The 23,983-nt window shown below is 59.1% G+C and carries 24 protein-coding genes; 16 read left to right on the top strand and 8 right to left on the bottom strand.

Annotation, left to right across the window (positions count from 1 at the left end):
• The first annotated feature begins 1 nt into the window (after position 1).
• Together ACQZ63_RS15495 and ACQZ63_RS15500 are read left to right on the top strand one after the other, a co-directional pair.
• Complete coding sequence (locus ACQZ63_RS15495) at positions 2–397, top strand: DoxX family protein (RefSeq protein ID WP_019565150.1); 396 nt, start codon at positions 2–4, stop codon at positions 395–397.
• Between the two features lie 163 nt (positions 398–560).
• Positions 561–1,469 carry an EamA family transporter gene (locus tag ACQZ63_RS15500; RefSeq protein WP_113556429.1) on the top strand — a complete coding sequence of 303 codons (909 nt, stop codon included), beginning with the start codon at positions 561–563 and terminating at the stop codon, positions 1,467–1,469.
• A gap of 86 nt (positions 1,470–1,555) precedes the next feature.
• On the opposite strand, the gene ACQZ63_RS15505 is transcribed toward ACQZ63_RS15500, so the two are convergent.
• Complete coding sequence (locus ACQZ63_RS15505) at positions 1,556–3,034, bottom strand: DEAD/DEAH box helicase (RefSeq protein WP_003513690.1); 1,479 nt, start codon at positions 3,032–3,034, stop codon at positions 1,556–1,558.
• A 465-nt stretch (positions 3,035–3,499) separates the two neighbouring features.
• Between ACQZ63_RS15505 and ACQZ63_RS15510 the strand changes: the two genes are divergently transcribed.
• Entirely contained in the window at positions 3,500–7,198 is a 3,699-nt protein-coding gene (locus tag ACQZ63_RS15510; protein WP_113556428.1) for a response regulator, read from the top strand.
• 33 nt (positions 7,199–7,231) lie between these two features.
• Here the strand turns inward: ACQZ63_RS15510 and mnmD are convergent, their stop codons facing one another.
• A complete protein-coding gene (gene mnmD, locus ACQZ63_RS15515; RefSeq protein ID WP_112752047.1) occupies positions 7,232–7,975 on the bottom strand; it encodes a tRNA (5-methylaminomethyl-2-thiouridine)(34)-methyltransferase MnmD in 744 nt (247 codons plus the stop codon).
• Here mnmD and ACQZ63_RS15520 point away from each other — a divergent pair.
• The 9 genes from ACQZ63_RS15520 (at position 7,974) to ACQZ63_RS15560 (ending at position 13,940) form a co-directional block, all read left to right on the top strand.
• Complete coding sequence (locus tag ACQZ63_RS15520; protein WP_113556427.1) at positions 7,974–9,200, top strand: NAD(P)/FAD-dependent oxidoreductase; 1,227 nt, start codon at positions 7,974–7,976, stop codon at positions 9,198–9,200. The genes mnmD and ACQZ63_RS15520 overlap by 2 nt on opposite strands.
• 93 nt (positions 9,201–9,293) lie before the next feature.
• Positions 9,294–10,001 (top strand): DUF1045 domain-containing protein, encoded by a 708-nt coding sequence (locus ACQZ63_RS15525; RefSeq protein ID WP_003513684.1) that lies wholly within the window; start codon positions 9,294–9,296, stop codon positions 9,999–10,001.
• A 209-nt stretch (positions 10,002–10,210) separates the two neighbouring features.
• On the top strand, positions 10,211–11,134 hold the full coding sequence (puuE, locus tag ACQZ63_RS15530) for an allantoinase PuuE (RefSeq protein WP_003513682.1): 924 nt from the start codon (positions 10,211–10,213) through the stop codon (positions 11,132–11,134).
• Positions 11,134–11,631 (top strand): 2-oxo-4-hydroxy-4-carboxy-5-ureidoimidazoline decarboxylase, encoded by a 498-nt coding sequence (gene uraD, locus ACQZ63_RS15535; RefSeq protein ID WP_112682163.1) that lies wholly within the window; start codon positions 11,134–11,136, stop codon positions 11,629–11,631. Before puuE ends, uraD begins: the two co-directional genes overlap by 1 nt.
• Positions 11,632–11,684: 53 nt before the next feature.
• Complete coding sequence (locus ACQZ63_RS15540) at positions 11,685–11,975, top strand: nucleotidyltransferase family protein (RefSeq protein ID WP_003513679.1); 291 nt, start codon at positions 11,685–11,687, stop codon at positions 11,973–11,975.
• Entirely contained in the window at positions 11,972–12,334 is a 363-nt protein-coding gene (locus tag ACQZ63_RS15545) for a HepT-like ribonuclease domain-containing protein (protein ID WP_019565156.1), read from the top strand. The genes ACQZ63_RS15540 and ACQZ63_RS15545 overlap by 4 nt, the downstream gene beginning before the upstream one ends.
• Before the next feature lie 3 nt (positions 12,335–12,337).
• The gene (locus tag ACQZ63_RS15550; RefSeq protein WP_113157358.1) at positions 12,338–12,838 is read left to right on the top strand and encodes an ureidoglycolate lyase; all 501 of its coding nucleotides are present in this window, start codon (positions 12,338–12,340) and stop codon (positions 12,836–12,838) included.
• Entirely contained in the window at positions 12,835–13,191 is a 357-nt protein-coding gene (gene uraH, locus ACQZ63_RS15555) for a hydroxyisourate hydrolase (protein ID WP_003513673.1), read from the top strand. Before ACQZ63_RS15550 ends, uraH begins: the two co-directional genes overlap by 4 nt.
• 5 nt (positions 13,192–13,196) lie before the next feature.
• Entirely contained in the window at positions 13,197–13,940 is a 744-nt protein-coding gene (locus ACQZ63_RS15560) for a metallophosphoesterase family protein (protein WP_003513672.1), read from the top strand.
• A 3-nt stretch (positions 13,941–13,943) separates the two neighbouring features.
• Here ACQZ63_RS15560 and ACQZ63_RS15565 read toward each other — a convergent pair whose 3' ends face one another.
• Positions 13,944–15,221: a D-alanyl-D-alanine carboxypeptidase gene (locus tag ACQZ63_RS15565; RefSeq protein ID WP_065659118.1), complete on the bottom strand. Its 1,278-nt coding sequence runs from the start codon at positions 15,219–15,221 to the stop codon at positions 13,944–13,946.
• A gap of 190 nt (positions 15,222–15,411) precedes the next feature.
• On the opposite strand from ACQZ63_RS15565, the gene ACQZ63_RS15570 reads away from it, so the two are divergent.
• Both ACQZ63_RS15570 and ACQZ63_RS15575 read left to right on the top strand, forming a co-directional pair.
• Positions 15,412–15,996 (top strand): TetR/AcrR family transcriptional regulator, encoded by a 585-nt coding sequence (locus ACQZ63_RS15570; RefSeq protein ID WP_019565160.1) that lies wholly within the window; start codon positions 15,412–15,414, stop codon positions 15,994–15,996.
• On the top strand, positions 15,993–16,337 hold the full coding sequence (locus ACQZ63_RS15575) for a DMT family transporter (RefSeq protein ID WP_025594230.1): 345 nt from the start codon (positions 15,993–15,995) through the stop codon (positions 16,335–16,337). The genes ACQZ63_RS15570 and ACQZ63_RS15575 overlap by 4 nt, the downstream gene beginning before the upstream one ends.
• 203 nt (positions 16,338–16,540) lie before the next feature.
• Here ACQZ63_RS15575 and ACQZ63_RS15580 read toward each other — a convergent pair whose 3' ends face one another.
• Positions 16,541–17,674: an alpha-hydroxy acid oxidase gene (locus tag ACQZ63_RS15580; protein WP_065659120.1), complete on the bottom strand. Its 1,134-nt coding sequence runs from the start codon at positions 17,672–17,674 to the stop codon at positions 16,541–16,543.
• A gap of 148 nt (positions 17,675–17,822) precedes the next feature.
• On the opposite strand from ACQZ63_RS15580, the gene ACQZ63_RS15585 reads away from it, so the two are divergent.
• On the top strand, positions 17,823–18,437 hold the full coding sequence (locus ACQZ63_RS15585; protein ID WP_233284924.1) for a hypothetical protein: 615 nt from the start codon (positions 17,823–17,825) through the stop codon (positions 18,435–18,437).
• A 19-nt stretch (positions 18,438–18,456) separates the two neighbouring features.
• Here ACQZ63_RS15585 and ACQZ63_RS15590 read toward each other — a convergent pair whose 3' ends face one another.
• The 3 genes from ACQZ63_RS15590 to puuD form a co-directional block, all read right to left on the bottom strand.
• Positions 18,457–19,179: a sulfite exporter TauE/SafE family protein gene (locus ACQZ63_RS15590; protein WP_083807297.1), complete on the bottom strand. Its 723-nt coding sequence runs from the start codon at positions 19,177–19,179 to the stop codon at positions 18,457–18,459.
• Positions 19,180–19,388: 209 nt separating this feature from the next.
• Complete coding sequence (gene guaD, locus ACQZ63_RS15595) at positions 19,389–20,699, bottom strand: guanine deaminase (protein WP_025594223.1); 1,311 nt, start codon at positions 20,697–20,699, stop codon at positions 19,389–19,391.
• Positions 20,696–21,958 carry a urate hydroxylase PuuD gene (gene puuD, locus ACQZ63_RS15600; protein ID WP_025594222.1) on the bottom strand — a complete coding sequence of 421 codons (1,263 nt, stop codon included), beginning with the start codon at positions 21,956–21,958 and terminating at the stop codon, positions 20,696–20,698. The genes guaD and puuD overlap by 4 nt, the downstream gene beginning before the upstream one ends.
• Positions 21,959–22,515: 557 nt before the next feature.
• Between puuD and ACQZ63_RS15605 the strand changes: the two genes are divergently transcribed.
• Positions 22,516–22,854 carry a hypothetical protein gene (locus tag ACQZ63_RS15605; protein ID WP_003513656.1) on the top strand — a complete coding sequence of 113 codons (339 nt, stop codon included), beginning with the start codon at positions 22,516–22,518 and terminating at the stop codon, positions 22,852–22,854.
• Here the strand turns inward: ACQZ63_RS15605 and ACQZ63_RS15610 are convergent.
• Positions 22,830–23,756: a LysR substrate-binding domain-containing protein gene (locus ACQZ63_RS15610; protein ID WP_003513655.1), complete on the bottom strand. Its 927-nt coding sequence runs from the start codon at positions 23,754–23,756 to the stop codon at positions 22,830–22,832. The genes ACQZ63_RS15605 and ACQZ63_RS15610 overlap by 25 nt on opposite strands.
• Between the last annotated feature and the right edge of the window lie 227 nt (positions 23,757–23,983).

A 23,983-nucleotide genomic window follows, 5' to 3' on the forward strand; every position in this document is an offset into this window, starting at 1 on the left:
CATGAACATGGCAATTTTAGACAATCTCTCCCGCTACCGCCCGCAGGCACTCGGGGCGCTGCGCATCATGACGGCGCTGCTTTTCATTTCGCATGGAACGCAGAAGCTGTTCGGTTTCCCGGCATCACAGATGGACGGCTCCCTGCCGACGATGCTGCTGGTGGCGGCGCTTCTGGAAGCCGTTGGCGGCATTCTCGTGCTGGTCGGCCTTTTCACGCGTCCGGTTGCCTTCATCCTGTCTGGCCAGATGGCTGTTGCCTATTTCATTGCGCACGGGCCTAAGAGCTTCTTCCCCGCTCTCAATGGGGGCGACGCCGCGATCCTGTTCTGCTTCATCTTCCTTTATCTCGTGTTTGCCGGTCCGGGTGCTTTCTCGGTGGATGAACGCCGGGCCTGATCGGCCGCTGCAATCACCGGTCTGTCATTGAAGCCCCGCATGGCTGGTACCGTGCGGGGCTTCATGCTTTTGAAGCGTTGGAAACTTCGGCCGTCACCGAAGCATAGGTGCTTGTTTTCGGGTTAGGAACGGTTCATCCTGAACGCAGTTGGAAAATTGATCCGTGACCAGTCAAAACCCTATCGCCCGCGAATTGCTGCTGCTTGCCCTGTTGTCCACTCTGTGGGCCGCATCCTACACTTTCATCAAGATCGGGGTGGAAACCATACCACCGCTGACCTTCATTGCGGCAAGAACCCTGATTGCCGGTCTGTTGCTGCTGGCGGTCATTCGCCTGCGCGGGCTGCGGTTGCCGCGGGATTTCGCCACATGGCGGCTCTTCTTCGTTCAGGCCTGCATCAACAGCGTATTGCCTTTCACGCTGATCGCGTGGGCGGAGCAGAGCATCGATGCCGGTCTCGCCGTCATCCTCAATGCGACGACGCCGATCTTCACCTTTCTTCTCACCGCGCTGATCATCCGGCATGAGCAGGTCAGCGGGCGCAAGCTGTTCGGCACCGTTGCGGGAATGACAGGTGTCTGTCTCATCATCGGTCTGGATGCGTTGAACGAGGCGGGTGAGGCGCTGTGGAGCCAGATTGCCGTGCTGACTGCAGCCTTTTCCTACGCCTGTGCCGCCATCTTCAGCAAAAACTTCAGGGGTCTCGATCCCGTCATGCCTGCCGCCGGCTCGCTGATCTGCGGCGCCGTGCTTCTGTTGCCGGTGAGCGTGATCGTTGACCGGCCCTGGACATTGTCGCCATCTCCGGCGTCGCTCACCGCACTTGTGTGCCTCAGCGTCTTTTCAACGGCGCTCGCCTTCATGGTCTATTTCCGGCTGATGCAGACGCTCGGTTCGGTCGGTACCACGTCGCAGGCGTATCTGCGGGTTCCGATCGGTGTCGCCATTGGCATGGTGTTTCTTGGAGAAGTGCCGACGCCTGCCATGTGGGTGGGTCTTGTCTGCGTGATTGCCGGGGTGCTGGCCATGACCCTGCCGTCGCGGCGCCGGTCTTTGGCGCAGGGCGGTTGAGAGCAAAAAGAAAACCCCGCAAGCCTGCGCTTGCGGGGTTTGAAGGTAGACACGCGATACCGAGTAATCGGCTCGCGCAGAGTTACTTAGCGGTTACGGCCGCGATTGCCGTTTCCGTTGCCGGAAGCGCGCTTTTCCTGACCGTTGCCGCCAGCAGGTGCGTGACGGTTGCCACCGCTGCCGCCGGGCTTGCGGGCAGGGCGGCGCTGCTTGCGAGGGCCGGCCGGGCGACCTGCGTCACCTTCCGCCGTCTTCACGCGCTTGAAGTCTGACGTGACTTCCAGATCGTTGTCCGCATCACGCGGGGCGTGGTGACGCGAGGGACGGGGCTCGCCATTGTGGCGTCCGCCTTCGCGGGGTCCACGCGGCTGGCCGCCATTGTTGTTGCGACCACGGTTGTTGTTGTTCGGGCGCGTCGGGCTGGCAAGACCGGCTGGACGTTCACCGGATGCAACCGGGATATCGATCTTCATCAGCTTTTCGATATCGTGCAGCAGACGTGTTTCGTCCGGTGCGCAGAACGCGATGGCAATGCCGTCGCGGCCGGCACGGGCGGTACGGCCGATGCGGTGGACATAGGCGTCGGGCACTTCCGGCAGGTCGTAGTTGAAGACGTGCGTCACGGCCGGAATATCGATGCCGCGGGCAGCAACGTCGGTTGCGACCAGAACCTTGATCTCACCGTCCTTGAAGCCCTTCAGTGCCCGCTCGCGCTGGCCCTGGCTCTTGTTGCCGTGGATGGAAGCGACCTTGAAGCCGATATGTTCCAGATGCTTGTAGAGCTTTTCCGCGCCGTGCTTGGTGCGCAGGAAAACGATAGAGCGGCCATCCGGGTTTTCGTTGAGCGACTTCTTGAGAAGGTCAGTCTTGTCGTTCTTGCCGGCGACGAAATGCACGTACTGCTCGACCTTGTCGGCGGCCTTGCCCGGAGGTGTTACCTCGACCTTGATCGGGTCCGTCAGGAAGTTGCTGGCAAGCTCGGAAATCGCCTTCGGCATCGTTGCCGAAAACAGCAGGGTCTGGCGCTTGGCCGGAACCATCTTGGAAATCTTGCGCAGATCGTGAATGAAGCCCAGATCGAGCATCTGGTCGGCTTCATCAAGCACCAGATAGGTGACCTTGGAAAGCGAGATCGCGTTGCGGGCGATGAGGTCCAGCAGGCGGCCGGGTGTCGCCACCAGGACGTCCGTGCCTTTTTCGAGCTGAAGCTGCTGCTTGTTGATCGACGCGCCGCCGACAACCTGATTGATGCGCAGCGGCGTCTTCTTCACGAAGGAGCGCAGGTTTTCGCCGATCTGGTTCACCAGTTCGCGGGTCGGTGCGAGGATGAGGGTGCGGGTGGTGCGGTTTGCCGGGCGGTCGGCTTGCTTCATCAGCATTTCGATGATGGGCAGGCCGAATGCTGCCGTCTTGCCCGTGCCGGTCTGTGCGAGGCCGATGAGATCACGGCCTTCAAGCAGCAGCGGAATGGCCTTTGCCTGAATGGGGGTGGGGGTTGTGTAGCCGAGCTGGGTAACGCTGGCCACAATCTTTTCAGAGAGGCCGAGTTCGCTAAAACTGGTCAATAGTAATGCCTTTCGGGGCGCCAAAAACCAATCGTCCGGAGCAGTTGCTGCTGTCCGGCGGTTTCGGCGTCAAGAACCCCGCGTGAATTGGGAACTTGTGGGTTGGAATAACTTTCTGCGCATCAGTGCGGCAAAACGCCGTCTTCTGTATTCGTTGCGCTTTTCCTTCATGCGGGCCAAGTCATCTTGGTCATGTGCTGCAGCTCACGCGGCTGCCGAAGGTGAAAGCTTGACCGGCATGTGGGCGTTTTATGGCGTAAAGTCAAGCAATAGTTTTGTAACGCTGCCGTCCCGCGGCGCATGGCTGCCATGCAGAAGGCAGGCTGGCGATTGCCGGCGAGGCGCGGAGGCTTGCGAATAATTATGGTTAAAAAAGGGTAAAGCGACCATTCCGCACATAGCAAATAGCGGTTTTCTCACATAACGTTTTTGCAACGACGTCTGGAAATATTTGATTCGACAAGGATGGAACTGCACGGTGTGGAGTATCGCTTGACCCAAGGATGCGGGTTGCTGGAAAAAGCTTACGGGGCCATCGCCGCCCTGGATTTGCCCGCGTGCATCAAGGACAGCGAGCTTCGCTACCTCATGGTCAATGCAGCCTATGGCCGGGTCATGGGGCGTCCGCCCGCCGCGTTCACGGGCCACACCAGCCTTGCCCTTTCCGCCGATATTCGCGATGCCGAGCGCGAGGACAGGGAGCGCCGCTCGCTGGTCTTTGCCACGGACGAAGTGATTTCATGCCATGGTGCAGCGTCTTCAGGGCCTTACAAGCTGCGTTGCGAACGTTTCACCGGCGATGACGGCAGTCTGTTCCTGTTTGAGGTGTTCGAAGAGGCGCCCTCTGTCGTGAAGGGTGTTTCGGACGGCGGCAGCGCCGACCTGCTGTTCGACAGCGGCGTTATCGACCTCATCGATGCCGGTATCGTAATTTATGACCGTGAAAACCGGCTCGTCTATTGCAATGCGCGTTTCGTGGAATTCTACAGTGATTTCAACCTCCAGCTAAAGCCCGGCACCCGGCTTGAGACGCTGATGGAGGCGGTCTATTTCTCGAGCGGCTACCGCAGCGTGAAATCGGACGATCCGGATTACCAGGCATGGCTGCAGAAGCAGTTGCGGGATTTTTCCCTGCCCTATCTCGAAAGGGTGGAGCAGTTTGCCGATGGCCGGTGGGTGCGTATGGTCAACAAGCGGCTGGAAAACGGCATGCTGGTGGGGCTTCGCGTCGATGTGACGGAGTTCAAGGCGCATGAGACCCTGCTTAGCAAGCAGATTCGCGAGACCTGGCTGCTGCGCGCCGCGCTTGAGCAATTGCCCGTGGGCGTGTTCCTGCGGGATCAGGACAGGCGGCTGACCTTTGCCAATGCGGCCTTTGAGAAGTTCCGGGGCGGCAGCCTCGCCGACTATTTGGGCAAGACCGAATGCGAGATGTTTCCGGAGGAGGGCGCAGAGTTCCAGCGGGAAAACGAGCATATCCTGCAAACCGGAGAGGCGATTGAAAAGACGGGAACCATTCCGCTTTCGGATGGCGGCGCCGTTCCGGTCATAACCCGGCTCGGCCGGGTCACGACGCCCGATGACGAATATTATCTGGTGGGTTCAGTCACAGATGTCAGCCTGCTGAAGGAGCGGGAAAATGCGCTGATCGCGGCGCAGGCGCAGGCCGAAGCGCTGCATCGCCAGTTCGAAATGGTTCTTCATGCCCTGCCGGTTGGCGTACTACTCCTCAACGCGGATCTCGTCATCGAATATGTCAATCCGTGCTTCGACACGTTATGGGGCGAAATCGGCGGCGAGAAGTCGCTTGTCGGCAAAAGCTATCGCGAATTCATGGAGGCGAATTTCGAAAGCGGCCTTTATGACTATGGCGATATACCCTTCGAGGAGCTCTACAACCAGCGCGCAGAACGGCTGCTCAACGACAAGGTCTTCACGCCGCGCGAGGTGCGCAGCAAAAGCGGCAAGGTCACCGTCATTTCCAAGACCCGCCTCGACGGCGGAAAAATCCTCAGCACCTATGCCGATGTGACCGACGTGCGCATGCGCGACGCCGAGATCAGTGAGGCAAAGGCCGAACTTGAGCGTGTCGGCGAATATATGCAGGGCGCCACGCGCGCCATGGCGCAGGGGCTGGTGCTGGTCGAGCAGGGAACCATCATCATGTCCAACGAGGCTGTGGCGCGAATGTTCGACGTGCCGCCGCAGCTGTTGGAAAAGGGCTGCAACTGGTCGGGGTTCTTTGCCCATTGTGCCGGGCGCGGAGATTTTGGCACCAAAGAGGAGGCGGCCGCGACGCTGACCGCCTGGAGAGAGCACATAGCCGCCAACAGGCCGTTCTCCTGGCTGATCCATATTGCCGGAAAGACGTGGCTCAATCTGGAAGCGACCAACAGTTCCGGCAATTACTGGCTCATCATCGTCACCGACGTCACCGAGATGAAGATGCGCGAGGAGGAGTTGCAGCGGCTGCTTTCCCGCGCGGAAGCGGCAGATCGCGCCAAATCTGAATTCCTTGCCAATATGAGCCATGAAATCCGCACGCCGATGAATGGCGTGCTCGGCATGGCGGAACTTCTGGCCAAATCCAATCTGGATACGCGCCAGAAAACCTTCACCGATATCATCGTCAAATCCGGCAATGCGCTACTGACGATCATCAACGACATTCTCGACTTCTCCAAGATCGAGGCCGGGCAGATGAAGCTGCGCAGCGTGCCTTTCGATCCGGCGGAAGCGGTGGAGGATGTGGTTTCCCTCCTGTCCTCAGCGGCGCTGGAAAAGAACATAGAGCTGGTCGTCCGGATCGATCCGTCGGTTTTCGGCAAGGTCATGGGGGACGCCGGGCGGTTCCGCCAGGTCGTCACCAATCTTGTCGGAAACGCCGTCAAGTTCACGGAAATGGGGCATGTGCTGATCGAACTTTCGGCGCAGTCGGCGGAAGCGTCGGAGACCATTCTGTCGCTGCGCGTCGAAGATAGCGGCATCGGCATTCCTGCAGACAAGCTCGAAACCATCTTCGACAAATTCAGCCAGGTCGACGGCTCAGCGACGCGGCGGCACGAGGGAACGGGATTGGGACTGGCGATCACGGTCGGTCTTGTCGGTCTTTTCGACGGTACGATCAATGTGGTGAGCGAAGTCGGCAAGGGATCGACCTTCGAGGTCAATATTCCGTTTCACGTTACGGAAAAGCGGCGCGACGCTCCGCTTCTTGCCATGGCGATCGAGGATATACGCGTACTCGTCATCGACGATAACGACGTCAATCGCCGCATATTGACGGAGCAGCTGAAGACATGGGGAATCGACGGCCATGCTGTGCAGGACGGGCCATCAGGCATTGCCGTGCTGCAGGAGGCTGCATCCCTCGATTTTGCCATCGACGCCATCATTCTCGATTATCACATGCCTGTTATGAACGGGCTGGATGTGGTCGAGCGGATCAGGGCGGATAGTCGTTTCGACGATATCGCCATCGTGTTCCTGACGTCTATGGATGTCGTGGGTGACGAGAGCCTTTTCACCGATCTCAGCGTGCAGGCGCATCTGATGAAGCCGGCGCGGGCGCGTCTGTTGCGTTCCACCCTGTTTGATGTGGTGCGGGATGTGCGGCAGAAACGCGCCCGGCAGGATTCGCAGGGGATGGGGTCAGGCGGCAGCGATGCGCCGGTGCGGCCAGACAATGGCCCGACGGACAAGAAGCGGCGGGTTGTGTCACCGCCGACGACGGTTCCAGGCCGGCGCCGACCCTGCCTTGTGGATGTGCTGGTGGCCGAGGACAACGACGTCAACCAGATCGTCTTTACCCAGATCTTGCAGCAGGCGGGTTTGCGGTTCCTGATCGTCGGCAATGGCAAGAAGGCCGTTCAGGCGTGGGAGGAGCACAATCCCGCCGTCATCCTTATGGATGTGTCGATGCCGGTGATGAACGGGCATCAGGCGACAATGGCAATCCGCGCCGCCGAACAGGCGGCTGCCGACGGCCGGCATGTTCCGATCATCGGCGTTACCGCGCATACACAGGACGCGGACCGCGAGCTCTGCATCGCAGCAGGCATGGATGATTATCTGTCGAAGCCCATCAGCCCCGAAATTCTCGAGGACAAGATCGCGCAATGGCTGGGAGAAGCGATGCCACGCCGCGACGTGCCGACCGCCTGACAGTTAAGGCCGGTTGCTGCTGTGGGAGCCGTCTCAGTGGGATGGCTTGGTGCCGCACAGCATCTCACGCTTTCCGGCAAACCCTTTGCGGCGCTCCAGTTCAAAACCGGCGGCGATGAGGTTGCGGCGGACGAAGCCAGCGGCGGCATAGGTGGCGAATGTGCCCCCCGGTACCGTTTTGCCGAACAGCGTCTGCATGATTTCCAGCGACCACATGTCGGGATTGCGGGCAGGGGCGAAACCGTCCAGAAACCAGGCGTCGAAGCCTTCGCTTCTGCCGGAAATGCCGGTGAGCGCTTCGCCGCACACCACTGTCAGGCGCGTCTGGTCGTCCAGTTCGATATCGACCTCGCCTTTCGGGTCCGCCGGCCAGCGGGCGACCAGTGCCTTGCGTTCGGTATCAACTTCCGGCCAGCGGGAAAGCGCCCGGTCGATCTCGTCCGCCTTCATCGGGTAGAGTTCGAAGGACATGAAATGCAGCTTGGAGTGACCGTTGCGCACCTCTTTCCATTGACGCCAGGTCTCGCAGAGATTGAGACCGGTGCCGAAGCCAAGTTCGCCGATGCGGAAGATGCTCTCTCGCTCAAGCCAGCGCTGCGGCAGGCCGTTTCCGGACAGAAAGACATGGCCGCATTCCAGCCTGCCATCCGTCTGGCAATAAAAATGATCGTCAAAGGCTAGCGAATAGGGCATATCCCCCTCACGCCAGTCGAGCGCGGCGGGCGGATTGTCGGCTGCCGAACCGATATCTGCGGTGTTTTCCTTGGAATGTGTCATGACTAATGCCGATAGTCCCGCTTTCGAATCTGGTCAATCACCAAGATTGCGAGCGCCAAGATTGCCTGGCTCGGTGCCGCTCCTCATCGTCGGTGGCGGCATTATGGGGCTGTGGGCTGCCGTCAAGGCAGAGAGGATGGGCATAAACGCCCTGCTGCTGGAAGCGGGCCGTCTTGGAGATGGTGCAAGCGGCGGGCTGTTGGGCGCACTGATGCCGCATATGCCGGACCGCTGGTCGGACAAGAAGCAATTCCAGTTCGACGCTCTCGTTGCGCTGGAAAAACAGATCGCCGAGTTGGAAGCCGAGACCGGGCTTTCCGCCGGTTACCGGCGCTGCGGCCGGATCATTCCCCTGCCGAAACCACATTTGCGCAGCATTGCCGCACGGCACGAGCGGGATGCCGGGGAAAACTGGGTTTCAGACGGGCGCCGGTTCCACTGGCATGTCGGTGACAGCCCTTCCGTTGCCGGATGGGTGGACGATGCGGCGGGACAAGCGGGCTTCGTGCTGGATACGCTGGCTGCAAGGGTTTCTCCCCGGGCGATGATCGCCCTTCTGTCGGCTTTCCTCCGCAACGCCCGGCATGTGCGGGTGGCGGAACAGTGCCGCGTCGTCTCGCTCGATCCGGATAAAGGGCGGGCGGTGCTGTCGTCGGGCGACGAGGTCGCCTTTGATCATGTGATCGTCGCGAACGGCCATGGTTCCTTCGCGCTGATCCGCGATGCCATCGGTCTGGAACCCGGCATTGTGCTTGGACAGGCGGTGAAGGGGCAGGCCGCCCTTCTGGATGCTGCGGCCGATCCGGCCATGCCGGTCGTGTTTCTGAACGGCCTCTACATCGTGCCGCATGAGGATGGCACCGTCGCCATCGGCAGTACCAGCGAAGATTGTTTTTCCGATCCATTCAGCACCGACGAAAAGCTGGAAAAATTGCTCGCGGATGCATGCGCCGTGGTGCCGTCGCTTAGCCGTGCGCCGGTGCTCGAACGCTGGGCCGGGCTGCGGCCGAAGGCGGTTGGACGGGACCCGATGGTGGGTATAATTTCCGAATATCCGCGGCTCGTGGCGTTATCGGGCGGCTTCAAGGTCAGCTTCGGCCTTGCCCACTGTCTTGCAGATGCTGCGTTGCAGGCCGTGTGTGGCCACACGCCGGACGTGCCTTCCGGTTTTCGCCTTCAAGAACACGTGAGTATTGCCGTCCGGACTTTAGAAACTTCTGATTAGTTTGGTCCACGTCGTTAATCTGTCACGCAAATCGCTTACTTGCTGGCCTGCAAAGAGCCCCGTTTGGCCGCATTTGCGGCGAGGTGATAGCGCATGCGATACGCCATCCATTTCACGCCTTCCCCCAACGACCCGCTGACGCAGGCGGCTGCCGCGTGGCTGGGACGCGATGCCTATTCAGGCCATGCGGTGGAGCCGCCGGGCACGATCGATCTCGGCATGCAGGAGATTTCCTACCATACTGCCCTGCCGCGCCGTTATGGTTTCCACGGCACCATAAAGGCCCCGTTCCGTCTTGCCGAAGGTCATTCCGAGGCCGCCTTGTTACGCGACCTGATGTATTTTTCCGGCAGGCAGGACCCCTTCACGCTGCCACAACTTATAGTGGCGCGGCATGACAATGTCTTCAGCCTCGTTCCCGAGCGCCCCTGCGAAGTGCTGAATTTTTTCGCAGCCCGTGTGGTGCAGGAATTCGACCGCTACCGCGCGCCGCTCTCCGAGGCGGAAATCGAGCGGGCGGATCCCGACCGGCTTTCGGCTTCGCAGCTGACCAATCTGCATCGCTGGGGCAGTCCGCATGTGATGGACGAGTTCCGTTTTCAGATGTCGCTGACGGGCGGTGTCGAGCCTTCCAGCAGCCAGAGGATCGAGCGTGCCGTGCGCAAGGTTTTCGAGCCGCTGCTCACTCGGCCTCTGTCATTTTCCAGCCTTGCGCTTTTCATCGAGGATGAACCCGGCGCGCCTTTCCGGGTGCATTCGCTGCATCCCATGGGTCGTGTTTCCGCCCGAAAGATCGCCTGAGAAGCGCCCCACAGAAATCGTACACAAAAAAGCATCGGAATGTCGGCAAAATTGCTCTCGACATTCCGAATGCGGATGCTACCGTCCGTGCATCGCATGTCTGAAGCGTGTCGTGTTTACCCGTTCCGGGCAGACACCTTCGGATGGTTGTTTTGCTCATGTCTTCCAGAAGCGGGTTCCGCTTCGGGAGAGGTGTTTTGGGTGGCTGAATGATTTCCGAGAATTACTCCCGCAATCTGGTGGGCTACGGCCGCAACAGTCCCGATCCGAAATGGCCGGGCGGCGCACGCATCGCCGTGCAATTCGTCATCAACTACGAAGAGGGCGGCGAAAGCTGCATTCTCGACAACGACAAGGCGTCGGAATCGCTGCTGTCGGAAATCGTCGGTGCGCAGCCCTGGCCCGGCCAGCGCAACCTGAACATGGAATCGATCTACGAATATGGCTCACGCGCCGGTTTCTGGCGGCTGTGGCGCATGTTCACCGATCTCGGCGTCACCACAACTGTTTATGGCGTGACCGCTGCCATGGCGCGCAACCCGCAAGCCGTTGCGGCAATGAAGGAAGCGGGTTGGGAAATCGCCAGCCACGGTTATCGCTGGCTGGAATACAAGGATTTTTCCGAGGAGGAAGAGCGCAAGCATATTGCCGAAGCCGTGCGCCTGCATACGGAGCTGACGGGCGAGCGCCCCTTTGGCATGTATCAGGGCAAGCCTTCCGACAATACGTTGCGTCTCGTCATGGAAGAGGGTGGTTTTCTCTATTCGTCCGATTCCTATGCCGACGATCTGCCCTATTGGGTGAAGGGATTGCAGGATGAACCGTTCCTGATCATTCCCTACACGCTCGACACCAATGATATGCGTTTCGCCACGCCGCAGGGTTTCAATTCCGGCGACCAGTTCTTCGCCTATCTGAAAGACGCTTTCGACGTTCTTTATCAGGAAGGGCTTGAAGGCGCGCCGAAGATGATGAGCGTCGGCCTGCATTGCCGTCTCGTCGGCCGTCCCGGCCGCGCCGCAGCCCTTCGCCGTTTCATCGAATATGTGCTGGGCCATGAAAAGGTGTGGATCCCGCAGCGTATCGAGATCGCTCGTCACTGGCATGAAAACCACAAGCCGGGAACGCTCTGATGCTGACGCGGGATGAATTTGTCAGCCGTTTCGGCGGTGTGTTCGAACATTCGCCTTTTATCGCCGAACGGGCCTATGATGTCGGAGGCGCAGGTCTGGAGTTAACGGCGAAGGCGGTTCATGGCGCATTATGCGCGCAGTTTCGTGCCGCCTCCGAAGCGGAACGGCTGGGTGTTTTGCGCGCGCATCCTGATCTTGCCGGCAAGCTCGCAATCGCAGGTGAGTTGACCGCCGATAGCCGCAATGAACAGGCGGGCGCAGGGCTTGACCGGCTTTCGCCGGAGGAGCACGCGCGCTTTTCCGAGCTGAACTCTGCCTATACGCAAAAATTCGGCTTTCCGTTCATCATTGCGGTCAAGGGGCTGAACAGGCACGATATTCTCTCCGCCTTCGAGACGCGTATCGGCAATGATGCGGCGACAGAATTTGCGACGGCGACGGCGCAGGTGGAAAAGATCGCCTGGCTGCGCCTTTCCTCGATGCTGCCCGAGGGCTGAATTGGCGAGCGGCGGTCGTTCCGCTATACTCGTGCTATCTGGAGATTGAGGCCATGAGACCCTCCGAGGTGCTGGAAAAGAACAGGGAAGCGATCCGCGAAGCAACGAAGCGCTTCAACGCGGCAAACCCGCGCGTGTTCGGTTCCGTCGCCCGTGGCGAAGACAGGCCGGACAGCGATCTGGATATTCTGGTGGATGCGTTGCCGGGCACGACGCTGTTTGATCTTGGCGGATTGCTGGAGGAACTGAAGACTATCCTCGGTGTCGAGGTTGACGTCGTCACCTCAGGCGGCCTGCACTCGGATATCCGGGCGCGTGTTCTGATGGAAGCCAAAGCAGTATGAGTACGGATCGACTTCTGCTCTACCTGAAGGAGATGGATGTTGCCGCCTCCCGAATACGGGATTTCATTCAGGATATGGATGAGGCCACTTTTTCTTCCGATACGCGAACCCAGATGGCGGTGATGATGTGCCTTGCCCTGATTGGCGAGGCGGTCGCAAAACTGGACAAGTATTACCCCGCGTTTTTACAGCAGCACCCGGAAATCCCCTGGATAAAGATGAAGGGTATGCGCAATTTGATCGTGCATGATTATTTCCGGGCGGAACTCTCGGTGGTCTGGAAAACGATAACGCAGAGCATTCCGGATTTGCAGGCGCGTCTCTCACTCCTCCGAAACTGGCATGCCCAAGGTGAATGACATTTGACTGATTTTCTCGAGATCAAGCCTCTCACCAAAGAGGCGTTCGCATCCTTCGGTGATGTGATCGAAATCACACCCTCTTCCATGCGCCACATCAATGGCGGCCAGACCGAGCGGCATCATGCGCTTGCGGCACCCGAGGTAGCGGGCGAGGGTGCGCGCATCATCCTCAATATTTTCCGCGGACAGCCGCGTACCTTTCCCCATACAATCGAGATGATGGAGCGGCATCCGCTCGGCAGCCAGAGTTTCTCGCCGCTGTCCGGCAGGCCTTTCCTTGTCGTCGTTGCCGAGGACGAGAGCGGTAAGCCTGGTCGGCCGCAGGCTTTTCTGGCGGGCGGCGATCAGGGCGTGAACTACCGCCGCAACGTCTGGCATTACCCGTTGATGCCGTTGCAGGCGATTTCGGATTTTCTGGTTGCCGATCGCGAGGGGCCGGGCAACAATCTGGAAGAGCATTTTTTCGATGCGCCCTACATGATCGCGGAGCCCAGCCTATGACCGGTTTGACCACTCACGTCCTCGATGCCGCCCATGGCACGCCCGCCGAGGGGCTGACGATCGAGCTTTACCGGCTCTCGGGTGATCGTCGCGAGAAGATTAAGACGGTTAAGACCAATAGCGATGGCCGCGTTGATGGCGGGCCGCTACTTGTGGGCGACAGTTTCAAGGCAGGGGAATACGAGCTGGTTTTCCATGCGGGCGATTATCTGCGTGGCAAGGGCGTCACCCTGGCGGAACCCGCGTTTCTCGACATCATCCCCATCCGTTTCGGCATTGCCGACGAGAGCGGCCATTACCATGTGCCGCTTCTGCTTTCGCCCTATAGTTACTCTACCTATCGAGGAAGCTGACCGCCATGATCTTTGCCGCCATTGCCGATATTCATGGAAACTGCGCCGCACTGGAGGCCGTGCTTGAGGATATCGCGAGGCTTGGCATCAAGGACATCGTCAATCTCGGTGATTGCTTCAGTGGTCCGCTGGAAGCGGGTTTTACCGGCGATGTGCTGGTTGGCAACTGGATACCCAGCGTTCTCGGCAATCATGATCGCGAATTGATCGAGCGCGCGCCGGAGGAGATGGGCAGCTGGGAGAGGCCGGCGCATGCGCAGCTGACCGCCGCGCATCTGGACTGGCTGCACACCCTGCCGTTCAGCATGGTTTTCAAGGACGTCGCCTATTGCTGCCACGGCTCGCCGCGCGGTGATCTGGAATACTGGCTGGAAACGCTTTCGACGGAAGGGGTGCTGAAATTGCGACCGCTTTCCGAAATCGAGGCCATGGCTGATGGCATCACCCAACCGCTGATGTTGTGCGGCCACACACATATCGCCCGCACCGTGCAGCTCTCCGATGGCCGCCTGATCGTCAATCCTGGCAGCGTCGGCTGCCCCGGCTGGAAGGATGGCACGCCGTTCGACCATCATGTCGAAGTCGGTCATCCGCTTGCCAGCTATGCCGTGCTCGAAGAAACCGCACGCGGCTGGCAGGTCTATTTCCGGCAGATACGCTACGATAATCTTGCCATGGCCGAGATGGCGAAGGTCAACGGCATTCCGTATCTGGCCGATGCGTTGGAAAACGGTTGGCTCAAGCGGTAGAACTCACCCTTCGCTGTTCATGACAACGCAGGCATAAGACTGCGCCTTCAACTCCTTACAGGCGGAAACCGCCGAGGACTGGTCTTCAAAGCCGGTAAAGCGGGCGCGGTAGAGCGTTGCCGATCCGCTTTGCACCGCTTCGGTATAGGGCGCGATGCCGGAGTAGCTGCCGGCGATGTTGGAGCGCGCATTGGCGAGCAGCGAGCGGGCGGCAGCTTCGCTGTCGGTGGCGGCGATCTGCACTTCCCAGCGGCTGCGTTGGCCGGTCATTTTTGCAGCGGGTGCGGGCCTCGGAATGGCAGAGACCTGGATCATATCTGCCATCTGGCTGTTCGCCGTGGCGATCTGCATGGCGATCGGATCGGCGCGACGCTCGGCAAACATCGGTAGTGGTACGGCTGCCGGAGGGACGGCTGCGGGTGGCACGTCGAAGGTGCGGCTGACATTGGCGCTTGCCACCAGCTGTTCGGTATTACGGCTTCTCGAGGCCTGCGGCATCGCCTTGTCCAGCAGAGCAGCCATCTGCGCATCGCGGCTGCGCGCGGTCTTGCCGCCCAGCACGACGCCAACGACACGGCGGCCATTGTGATTGATGGCGCTGACGAGGTTAAAGCCCGACGCATTGGTGTAACCGGTCTTGATGCCGTCCATGCCCTGATAGCGATACATCAGATTATTGTGGCCACGGATGCGCTTGCCCCGGAAGCTGAAGGATTCCATGGCAAAGAGGCCGTATTCTTTCGGAAAGTCGCGCTGCAACGCAAGGCCGAGTTTCGCCATGTCGCGCGCTGTCGTCACCTGCGATTTGCTGGGCAGGCCGGAGGCGTTGCGGAAAACCGTCTTGGTCATGCCAAGCTGGCGGGCCTTACGGGTCATCATCTGCGCAAATTGCGCCTCGGACCCACCGAGATGGTCACCCATGCCTTCCGCCATGTCATTGGCGGATTTGACGATCATGCCGTAGACGGCTTCGCGCACCGTAAACGTCTGGCCCTCACGCACATAAAGCTTCGAGGGGATGACGGCTGCGCCGTTCCTGGACATCCTTATCTTCTGGTCCCAGCGAATCCGGCCGGCGTGCAACGCCTCGAAGGTCATATAGAGCGTCATCATCTTGGTCAGCGATGCCGGGTGGTTCAGCACATCGGCGTTCTGCGCGGCGAGGACCTTGCCGGTATTGGCATCCATGATGAAATGGGCATAACCGGCCTGCGCAGGCGATGCCTGCAATGAGAGGATCGCGCAAAAGAAGGCGAGTGCGAATACCCATGCGCCCGCCATTCCCCGTTTGATCGTTCCCGACATGGTCCACCCCTTTATGTTCGATCGCCGCGATGGGCGAAGTTTTACTGACACTTTCCGGCAACAAAACCGCTAAAACTTTAGAGATCGCTTTCATGCTTAATTAAGTATGAAATTCAAGTCGGCCGTCGCCCTCACAATTTCCTTGCAAAGAAACCAACCATCCGGTATGTTTGCGACCATGACAAATGCACATGAACGCAAAAAGCAGCCTGAGATCGTGCGCCGCAATCTTCTCGATTGTGCGGCGAAACTCGCTGCCGAGCAGGGGGTTGCGGCGCTTTCCGTGCAGGCTGTGGCCGATGCCGCCGGGGTGACGAAGGGTGGGTTGTTTCATCATTTTCCCTCCAAGCAGGTGCTGCTGGAAGCGGTGATGACTGACCTTCTGGCGGCTCTGGACACTGAGATCGACGACCTCATCTCACAGGATTGTGAAGCTTTTGGGAGCTTCACAAGGGCCTATGTGAACGCGGTTTTCTCGGATCGGGGCAGGGATTCGGGCAGGCAATGGGCAGCGATCTCGGTTTCCATGGTCGGTGAACCGTCGCTTCGGCGCATGTGGAACAGCTGGATTGAGGGGCGCCTTGCCCGTCATAAAGAAACGGATGACGGGGTGGTCCTGGAGATGGTGCGGCTTGCGGCTGACGGCATCTGGTTTGCCGATCTACTCGCCGACGACGGCAAAGCGGGTGGCGACAGGGCGGCTCTGAGGGCCCGGATGATCGCCCAGACGAAAAAGGAAGTGGAACGATGAACGCGGCTGTTTTGACTTATGGGGCGCTTGTCGCGGCTATCGTCTGCGAGGTCATCGCAACTTCCTTTCTGCAGCAATCGCAGCAATTCACCAAGCTGTTGCCGACGGTGCTGATGGCGCTTTTTTACGGTGCGGCCTTTTATCTCCTGTCGTTCACGCTCCGGGCGCTGCCGGTCGGCGTTGCCTATGCTATCTGGAGCGGGCTTGGCATAGTGCTCATTTCCGGCATTGGCTATTTCGTGTTCCGCCAGACGCTCGATATTGCCGCGGTGGTTGGTCTTGGGTTCATCGTGACCGGGGTGGTGATCGTGAATGTGTTTTCGAAGACGGTGGGGCATTGAGCGGACTTCTCCACCTCATTCCTGTGCTTGTCACAGGAATCCAGCCGGCGCGCGTCTGCGCGACGAGAATAGTCCTTTCAGCCCAAGGGCTTGGGCTCGCTGGATCCCTGTGACAAGCACAGAAATGAGGGAGGCGGCGTAAAGGCGATATTCTTACCGAAGCATCGGCTTCGATCTTTACGTTGTATGCTGTGTCGTCACCATCACGCCAGAATGCTGCGATCGACGTCCGTAATCAGCCGCTTCCCGCAAAGCGCCATGCTGATATCCATTTCCTTGCGGATGATCTCGAGCGCCGTCGTCACGCCCTGCTTGCCATCCGCGCCGAGGCCGTAGAGGAACGGGCGGCCGATGTAGGTTCCCTTGGCGCCGAGTGCTACTGCCTTCAGCACGTCCTGGCCGGAGCGAATGCCGCCGTCCATATGTACCTCCACCCTGTCGCCAACGGCATCGACGATCCTCGGCAGCATGGCGATCGAGGAATGCGCGCCGTCGAGCTGGCGACCGCCGTGGTTGGAGACGATGATGGCGTCCGCGCCGGTATCGAGCGAGGCGCGCGCATCTTCCTCGTCAAGGATGCCCTTGAGTATGAGCTTGCCGCCCCAACGCTCCTTTATCCATTCGACATCCTTCCACGACAGGCGCGGATCGAATTGCTCGGCCGTCCAGGAGGAGAGCGACGAGAGGTCGGAGACGTTCTTGGCGTGGCCGACGATATTGCCGAAGCTGCGGCGCTGGGTGCGCAGCATGTCGAGGCACCATTTCGGCCGTGTGGCCATCTGCCAGATGTGTTTCGGGGTGAATTTCGGCGGGGCGGAGAGGCCGTTGCGCAGGTCCTTGTGGCGCTGGCCGAGAATTTGCAGGTCGAGCGTCAGCACCAGCGCCGAGCATCCCGCTGCCTTCGCCCGGTCGATCAGATTATTGACGAAATCCCGGTCCTTCATCACGTAAAGCTGGAACCAGAAAGGTTTGGAGGTGACGGAGGCGACATCCTCGATGGAGCAGATGCTCATGGTGGAAAGCGTGAAAGGGACGCCGAATTCTTCCGCCGCTTTTGCCGCCAGCATCTCGCCATCGGCATGCTGCATGCCGGTTAGTCCAGTGGGGGAGAGCGCCACCGGCATCGAAACCTTCTGGCCGATCATTTCGGTGGCGAGCGACCGGTCGGTCATATCCACCAGCACACGCTGGCGTAGCTTTATCTTGGAAAAATCCTCCTCATTGGCGCGGTAGGTGCCTTCCGTCCAGGCGCCGCTATCGGCATAGTCGAAAAACATCTTCGGCACACGGCGCTGAGCCTGTTTCTTCAGGTCCGCTATGGTGAGGATTTTGCCCATGGATAAAGCCTTCACATTTGAATGATGGCTTCACATAACATGGTAATCGCGTTTACGCGATGGCAATCGTCTTTGCAGCAGTGCTTTTTGCACTCGCAAATGGCTAGGAATTATGCTTGAAATATACTGTATTTCGATAATAATTCAGATGGTTTCTCAAATAATAGCTTATTTTAATATGTTAAATTATTTACTCAGATTATTTATCGCAGTTCTTATTTCGCCCGCGATTGTTTTCGCCGCCGAGTGCCCCTCCGGTAAAAATGATGGAGATGAGTTTGTTCTTGCCCACGGTCAGGTGCGCAGCGAATTCAGGCGATCCGGACCGATCGTCTTGGTGGAGAATGATTTTCAAGGCGCAGGCAAACAGAGGCTTTTTCTCTTTCGGGGGTTAATCGAGCTGGCGCGTTCGGGCGATGACGGCAATTACAGCCAGCACTTTACGTCAAATCTGGAAGCATTCTGGCCTCTGAAAGTTGGCGCTCGACGCACTTTTGAATTTCTGCCCCTCGAAACTACCAAAATCGAGGATAAGTGGTCACTGACCCTTGCAGTTACGAAGCGGCGCGCCTTTCCGATTAAATTCTGCAATTACGAGGTGTTTTATGTGACCTACGACATTCGTAAAAACGGCAAAGAGGAAGAACGATGGACAGCGGTTTATTCGCCGGATCTGCGCGCCACGGTGGCGAAGATTTACGATGAGGGGACGGAAGACGAAGAAATTGTCGCCTATAATTTGATTGCGCCTCTGAAGCGGTGACGGTTCGACTGCGCTTGAATCAGCTCCAGAATGCTCGCAAAAACAGCTCAGCCCCAAGCAATAGGAGGCAGATTAGGAACCAGCGCCTGAATGTCGCGGGAGTGACGATGCGGCGGATATTCTGACCAAGCCACATGCCGAGAAGCGCTGGCAGGACGGCGAGTGCGGAAAGCGACATGTGCTCGACGCGGAAGGCGTCCTGAGAGGCAAGGCCGGCGGCGAGCGCAACGGTGGAAACGGTGAAGGACAGGCCAAGCGCCTGCACGAGATCGTCGCGGCTGAAGCCAAGCGACTGGATATAGGGCACGGCGGGGACCACGAAAATTCCGGTGCCGCCGGTCAGAAGGCCGGTCGCCAGCCCGACGGCCGGGGAGAGTTTCGGTTCCAGCCTTGCGGGAACGGCGAAGGGCTTTGCAAGAAGGCTGTAGGCTGCGTAAGCCGCGAGGCATAATCCGAGTGTCGAGGTAGTCCAGACGCCGGTGCCTGATGTCATCAGCCGGATGCCGAGAAGCGTGCCGACGGCAATGGCGATCATCATCGGCCATAGTCGCGAGACGACCGCCTTGAAATCGGGTCCGGCCAGCAATTGCCAGATATTGGTGATGAAGGAGGGCAGAATGAGCAGGCCAGCGGCAACGACCGGCGGCATGAAAAGGCCGAGAACGCCCATGGCAACGGTCGGCAGGCCCATGCCGGTGACGCCCTTGACGACGCCCGCGACGATGAATGTCGCGACAATCATGAGCGTTGTAGTTGTCTCAAAATCCGGCACGGCGCACTCCAGAGGTCATTCGCATTTCGGCTGACTTGGGCTGTCAGGCGATCATATGAAACGGGCGAGTGCGGCCTGTTTCTTTTCCCGGCGGCGAGAGAAAAACAGGCGACGCCCGCTCGTTTCAATATGTACTGATATAGATGAGGCGACGACCTGATGTTTCGGCCTAAACCGAACTATGCAAGCGCGCTTTTCATCGCCTTGCCGGCCACGTAGGTTTCGACGACGGTGCGGTCGTCGCCCATGGTCAGCATCAGGAACAGTTCTTCGGTCAGGCTTTTCACCACTTCCATCTTCAGCGCCATGGCGGGCGTGGAAGAGGCGTTGAGAACCGTGATGTCGGCATCCGTGCCTGCGTCCAGCGTGCCGATGCGGTCGACCATGGAAAGCGCTTCGGCGTTGCCGCGCGTCATCAGATACCAGCTTTCCAGCGGGTTCAGGCGTTCGCCCAGCAATTGCTGGATCTTGTAGGCCTCATCCATGGTGCGCAGCATGGAATAGCTCGATCCGCCGCCGATATCGGTCGCGACTGCGATGCGCACCGGCTTTTCGCGCCGTTGCAGCTTTTTCATCGGGAAGAGGCCGGAGCCGATGAAGAGGTTCGATGTGGGGCAATGCACGGCGACTGCACCGGTTTCCGACAGCACGTCCGCCTCACGTTCCGAGAGGTGGATGGCGTGGCCGAGCAGGGTCTTGTTGCCCATCAGGCCGTAACGCACATAGATGTCGGTGTAATCGGTCGCTTCCGGGTAGAGCTCGCAGGTATATTTGATCTCGTCCAGATTTTCGGAAAGATGCGTCTGGATGAAGAGATCGGGAAATTCCTGCGCCAGCGCCTGGGCTGCTTCCATCTGTTTCGGCGTAGAGGTGATGGCGAAACGGGGCGTGATGGCGACGTGGTTGCGGCCCTTGCCGTGCCAGTCGGCGATGACGGCCCGGGTCTCGTCATAGGAGGTTTCCGGCGTGTCCAGCAGGCCCTGCGGGGCGTTGCGGTCCATCATCACCTTGCCGCCCACCATCAGCATGCCGCGCTTCAGGGCCTCAGTGAAAAACGCATCGGCTGAGGTCTTGTGCACGGAGCAATAGGCGACAGCCGTGGTGGTGCCGTGGCGCAGAAGCTCATCGTAAAAATGTGTGGCGATGCGCTGGGCATGCGCGCTTTCGACGAAACGGCATTCTTCCGGGAAAGTATAGGTATTCAGCCATTCCAGAAGGTTGGCGGCATAGGAGCCGATGACCTGCATCTGCGGGAAATGCAGGTGCATGTCGATCAAGCCCGGCACGATGAGATGAGGGCGGTGGTCCTTCTCCTCAATGTCATCAGGTGCCTGCTTGCGAATATCGGCATAGTCGCCAATGGCGGCGATCTTGCCGTTTTCGATAAGCAGGCCGCCATCCTCGATGTAGAGATAGCTTTGCGTATCGTCGATTGCGAGCGGCGCGCGGCGGAAGCTTAACAGGCGGCCACGCAGCAGAACCATGCTCATTCGGTTTTTTCCTTGGCGTCTTTGCCCGCGGAAACGGCGCTTTCATACCATGCGGTCAGCACTTTGCGCTCCTGCGGGGTGATGGCGGTGATGTTGCCGGGAGGCATGGCATGGCTGCGGCCGGCTTGCAAATAGATTTCGCGGGCGTGTGCGGCGATCTGCGCGTCGGTTTCGAGCTTCACAGATTTCGGCGTGAAGGGCACGCCTTCCCACACCGGCTCGGCGGCGTGGCACATGGAACAGCGACCTTGAACGACATCGCGGGCGCTCGCGAAATGGGCGTCGCTGACGAATTGCTGCTGCATCGGCGAAAGCGTTGCCGCCTTCTGTTCTTCTTCGCCGGTCAGCACCTTCGGCACGGTGGAAAGCCACATGATGACGATGAAGATGAGCGCGGTCAGCAGCCAGGTCCATGTCGGCTTGCCCTTGCGGGCATGGGTGGTGTTGAACCAGTGGCGGATGGTGACGCCCATCAGGAAGACAAGTGCTGCGATGATCCAGTTGAACTCGGTCGCAAAGGCCAGCGGATAATGGTTCGACAGCATGAAGAAGATGACGGGCAGCGTCAGGTAGTTGTTGTGCAACGAGCGCTGTTTGGCGATGCGGCCATATTTCGGGTCCGGCGTGCGCCCGGCGATCAGGTCGGCAACGACGATCTTCTGATTGGGAATGATGATGAAGAACACATTCGCCGACATGATGGTGGCGGTAAAAGCGCCGAGATGCAGGAAGGCGGCGCGGCCGGTGAAGACCTGCGTATAGCCCCACGCCATCGCCACCAGCGCGACGTAAAGCACCACCATCAGGCCCCAGGTATTGTTGCCAAGCGGCGATTTGCAGAGGAAATCGTAAAACAGCCAGCCGACAGCAAGCGATGCCAGCGACAGACAGATGGCCTGGAACTGGGTGAGCGCCAGCACCGAATGGTCGATGAGGAAAAGGTCGGCGCCGCCGTAATAAACGATGCACAGCATGGCGAAGCCGGACAGCCAGGTGACGTAGCTTTCCCATTTGAACCATGTCAGGTGTTCGGGCATCTGGGCCGGGGCGACCAGATATTTCTGGATGTGGTAAAAGCCGCCGCCATGCACCTGCCACTCCTCGCCATAGGCCCCCGGCGGCAGATGCGGCCGTTTGACCAGCCCAAGATCGAGCGCGATGAAATAGAAGGACGAGCCGATCCAGGCGATGGCGGTGATGACGTGGAGCCAGCGGACGGCAAAGGCCATCCATTCCCACGCAATGGCATATTCGTACATTCGGTTCCCCTGATCCTTGTGCAGCGCACCTTGCGAGAAATTTGACCGTTAGGAAAGGGAAAAGCAAACACCGCACTATGATTGTTCACAATCCCGTGCGCTCGTGTCCACAACTTTGGCGCAGGCGCGGCGACGCCCCGCTTCCGGCCCCGCCCAATCGTCAAGGAGCCGTCCTGCCGCTGAGTTTGTGCTTAGCTGGCTAACGCGACTCAGCTATTATCCGTTGAGCAGTCTGCTGATGTGCAAAACTATTGGGCTGCGGGGCCTTGGAGCGACCTGCGTCCGAATGGACGCTTCGAAGGGCACTCTGACACATTTATGTTGCGCATGTTCTTTCCGGTTTTCGGTCAGAGGCGCAGGGCTTCAATGACATGTTTTCGCTGGCGGTTCATTCCGAAAGCGGGTGCTGCGAACCCTGGGGGCGGGGGGCAGATCAGGGGCAGGTGTTGCAGTTCCCGGTGCCGTTGCGTCCGGGTATGCGTTGATGCTTGGATTTTGAATGAAGTGACGCAATGACCTTCCGGCAGCCGCCGTTGTTTTCAACGGAGACCGTGCCGATGCGCCTTGTTCTGACAGTTCTTTTCCTGCTGATGGCGTTCAACGCCACGGCGCTTGCGCATGAATCCCACAAGGGGTTCAAATATGAAAGCTACTGCTGCAATGGCGACGCCGAAACCGGCGATTGCCAGATGATCCCTACGCGAAGTGTTCGTGTCACGCAGGATGGTTACGAGGTCTCGCTTGCGCCCGGCGATCATCGTCTGGTGACGCGGCGCCATGTCTTCAGCTGGTCGCAGCGTGAGGCAAGACGATCCGAGGATGGAGAATATCATCTCTGTCTGTTCCCGGACGAGGACACGCCGCGCTGCTTTTATGCGCCTGATATGGGGTATTGAGATGTTTGCGGCCGGTTTTCGTCGATCCGCTTCAGTATCCAGTCGCGAAACAGCCTTATCTTGCGAATGTTCCTGCGGTTTTCAGGGTAGACGAGCCAGTAGTTCTTACCTTCGTTGCTGAGGTGCTCGAAGGGCTGATAAAGGCGGCCGAGGGCAATCTCGTCCGCATAAAGTTCAGGGGTGAGCATGGCTACCCCCTGGCTGGCAATTGCCGCTGCGGCTTCGAAAGCCTGCACGCTGAGGCGGCTGCGCGGATAACGGTCGAGGCCCGGATTTTCGATGCCGACTTCCCGGAACCATTGGCTCCACCAGATGTCACCCGGATCGATGATACGCAGGCGCAGAAGATCCTCCGGCTTTTTCAATCCGCCGATGCTTTCGGCGAGGTTCGGATGCAGCATCGGCGTGTAAACGCCCCGCAGCAACTGATGATAGATCAGTCCTTTGCCATCGTCGCTGCTCCAGCGGATGGCGACATCGCAATCGGACTGCGTGAAATCGATCAATGCGCTTGATGTGTCGAGCCGCACGGCGATCGAGGGATGTTCAAGCTGGAAAGCGCCCAGATGCCGCGAAAGCCAGCGCGATGCGAAAGTCGCGGTGGAGTGAATGGTCAGGGTGGTGTCAGAGGTGTCACGGACATTGTCGACGGCCTCCCGTAAAGTGTTGAAGGCTTCCGCAACTTTCGGCGCCAGTTTCTGCCCGGCCTCGGTCAACACAACCTGCCGCGCCTTTCTGATGAAGAGCGGCTCGCCAACATTCTCTTCCAGCAGTTTCACCTGATAGCTGACCGCCGTCTGCGTCATGCCCAGTTCCTCACCGGCCTTGGTGAAGCTGAGATGCCGGGCGGCGGCTTCGAACACGCGCAGGGCATTCAGGGGGAACTGGCGGGACATTTTCATGGATAAGTTCTCTTTATGCCAACTGCCAAAGGTTTCATTGGTTTTTATCCTGAAAACAGAGCATTTTTAGCTCAATTCATCAACTGAGCTTCTGACATTTTTTAAATGGAGACGAACATGCGCACAGCACTCTTGCGCGCGTGGTCCCGCCTGCGCGCGGGTCTGCGGACCGCGGAACGGTTTTCCCTTGAAAGCCTTCGACCGGACAATCTGGTAGATGAAAGCCT

Source organism: Agrobacterium sp. CG160-95, assembly GCF_053521725.1.

What these genes read in the sequence shown, in the direction of transcription:
- ACQZ63_RS15495 (WP_019565150.1), top strand. Translation starts at nt 2, where the DNA reads ATGAACATGGCAATTTTAGACAATCTCTCCCGCTACCGCCCGCAGGCA.
- ACQZ63_RS15510 (WP_113556428.1), top strand. Translation starts at nt 3,500, where the DNA reads ATGGAACTGCACGGTGTGGAGTATCGCTTGACCCAAGGATGCGGGTTG.
- ACQZ63_RS15520 (WP_113556427.1), top strand. Translation starts at nt 7,974, where the DNA reads ATGACTAATGCCGATAGTCCCGCTTTCGAATCTGGTCAATCACCAAGA.
- mnmD (WP_112752047.1), bottom strand. Translation starts at nt 7,975, where the DNA reads ATGACACATTCCAAGGAAAACACCGCAGATATCGGTTCGGCAGCCGAC.
- ACQZ63_RS15525 (WP_003513684.1), top strand. Translation starts at nt 9,294, where the DNA reads ATGCGATACGCCATCCATTTCACGCCTTCCCCCAACGACCCGCTGACG.
- puuE (WP_003513682.1), top strand. Translation starts at nt 10,211, where the DNA reads ATGATTTCCGAGAATTACTCCCGCAATCTGGTGGGCTACGGCCGCAAC.
- uraD (WP_112682163.1), top strand. Translation starts at nt 11,134, where the DNA reads ATGCTGACGCGGGATGAATTTGTCAGCCGTTTCGGCGGTGTGTTCGAA.
- ACQZ63_RS15540 (WP_003513679.1), top strand. Translation starts at nt 11,685, where the DNA reads ATGAGACCCTCCGAGGTGCTGGAAAAGAACAGGGAAGCGATCCGCGAA.
- ACQZ63_RS15545 (WP_019565156.1), top strand. Translation starts at nt 11,972, where the DNA reads ATGAGTACGGATCGACTTCTGCTCTACCTGAAGGAGATGGATGTTGCC.
- uraH (WP_003513673.1), top strand. Translation starts at nt 12,835, where the DNA reads ATGACCGGTTTGACCACTCACGTCCTCGATGCCGCCCATGGCACGCCC.
- ACQZ63_RS15560 (WP_003513672.1), top strand. Translation starts at nt 13,197, where the DNA reads ATGATCTTTGCCGCCATTGCCGATATTCATGGAAACTGCGCCGCACTG.
- ACQZ63_RS15565 (WP_065659118.1), bottom strand. Translation starts at nt 15,221, where the DNA reads ATGGCGGGCGCATGGGTATTCGCACTCGCCTTCTTTTGCGCGATCCTC.
- ACQZ63_RS15570 (WP_019565160.1), top strand. Translation starts at nt 15,412, where the DNA reads ATGTTTGCGACCATGACAAATGCACATGAACGCAAAAAGCAGCCTGAG.
- ACQZ63_RS15575 (WP_025594230.1), top strand. Translation starts at nt 15,993, where the DNA reads ATGAACGCGGCTGTTTTGACTTATGGGGCGCTTGTCGCGGCTATCGTC.
- ACQZ63_RS15580 (WP_065659120.1), bottom strand. Translation starts at nt 17,674, where the DNA reads ATGGGCAAAATCCTCACCATAGCGGACCTGAAGAAACAGGCTCAGCGC.
- ACQZ63_RS15585 (WP_233284924.1), top strand. Translation starts at nt 17,823, where the DNA reads ATGGTTTCTCAAATAATAGCTTATTTTAATATGTTAAATTATTTACTC.
- ACQZ63_RS15590 (WP_083807297.1), bottom strand. Translation starts at nt 19,179, where the DNA reads ATGATTGTCGCGACATTCATCGTCGCGGGCGTCGTCAAGGGCGTCACC.
- guaD (WP_025594223.1), bottom strand. Translation starts at nt 20,699, where the DNA reads ATGAGCATGGTTCTGCTGCGTGGCCGCCTGTTAAGCTTCCGCCGCGCG.
- puuD (WP_025594222.1), bottom strand. Translation starts at nt 21,958, where the DNA reads ATGTACGAATATGCCATTGCGTGGGAATGGATGGCCTTTGCCGTCCGC.
- ACQZ63_RS15605 (WP_003513656.1), top strand. Translation starts at nt 22,516, where the DNA reads ATGCGCCTTGTTCTGACAGTTCTTTTCCTGCTGATGGCGTTCAACGCC.
- ACQZ63_RS15610 (WP_003513655.1), bottom strand. Translation starts at nt 23,756, where the DNA reads ATGAAAATGTCCCGCCAGTTCCCCCTGAATGCCCTGCGCGTGTTCGAA.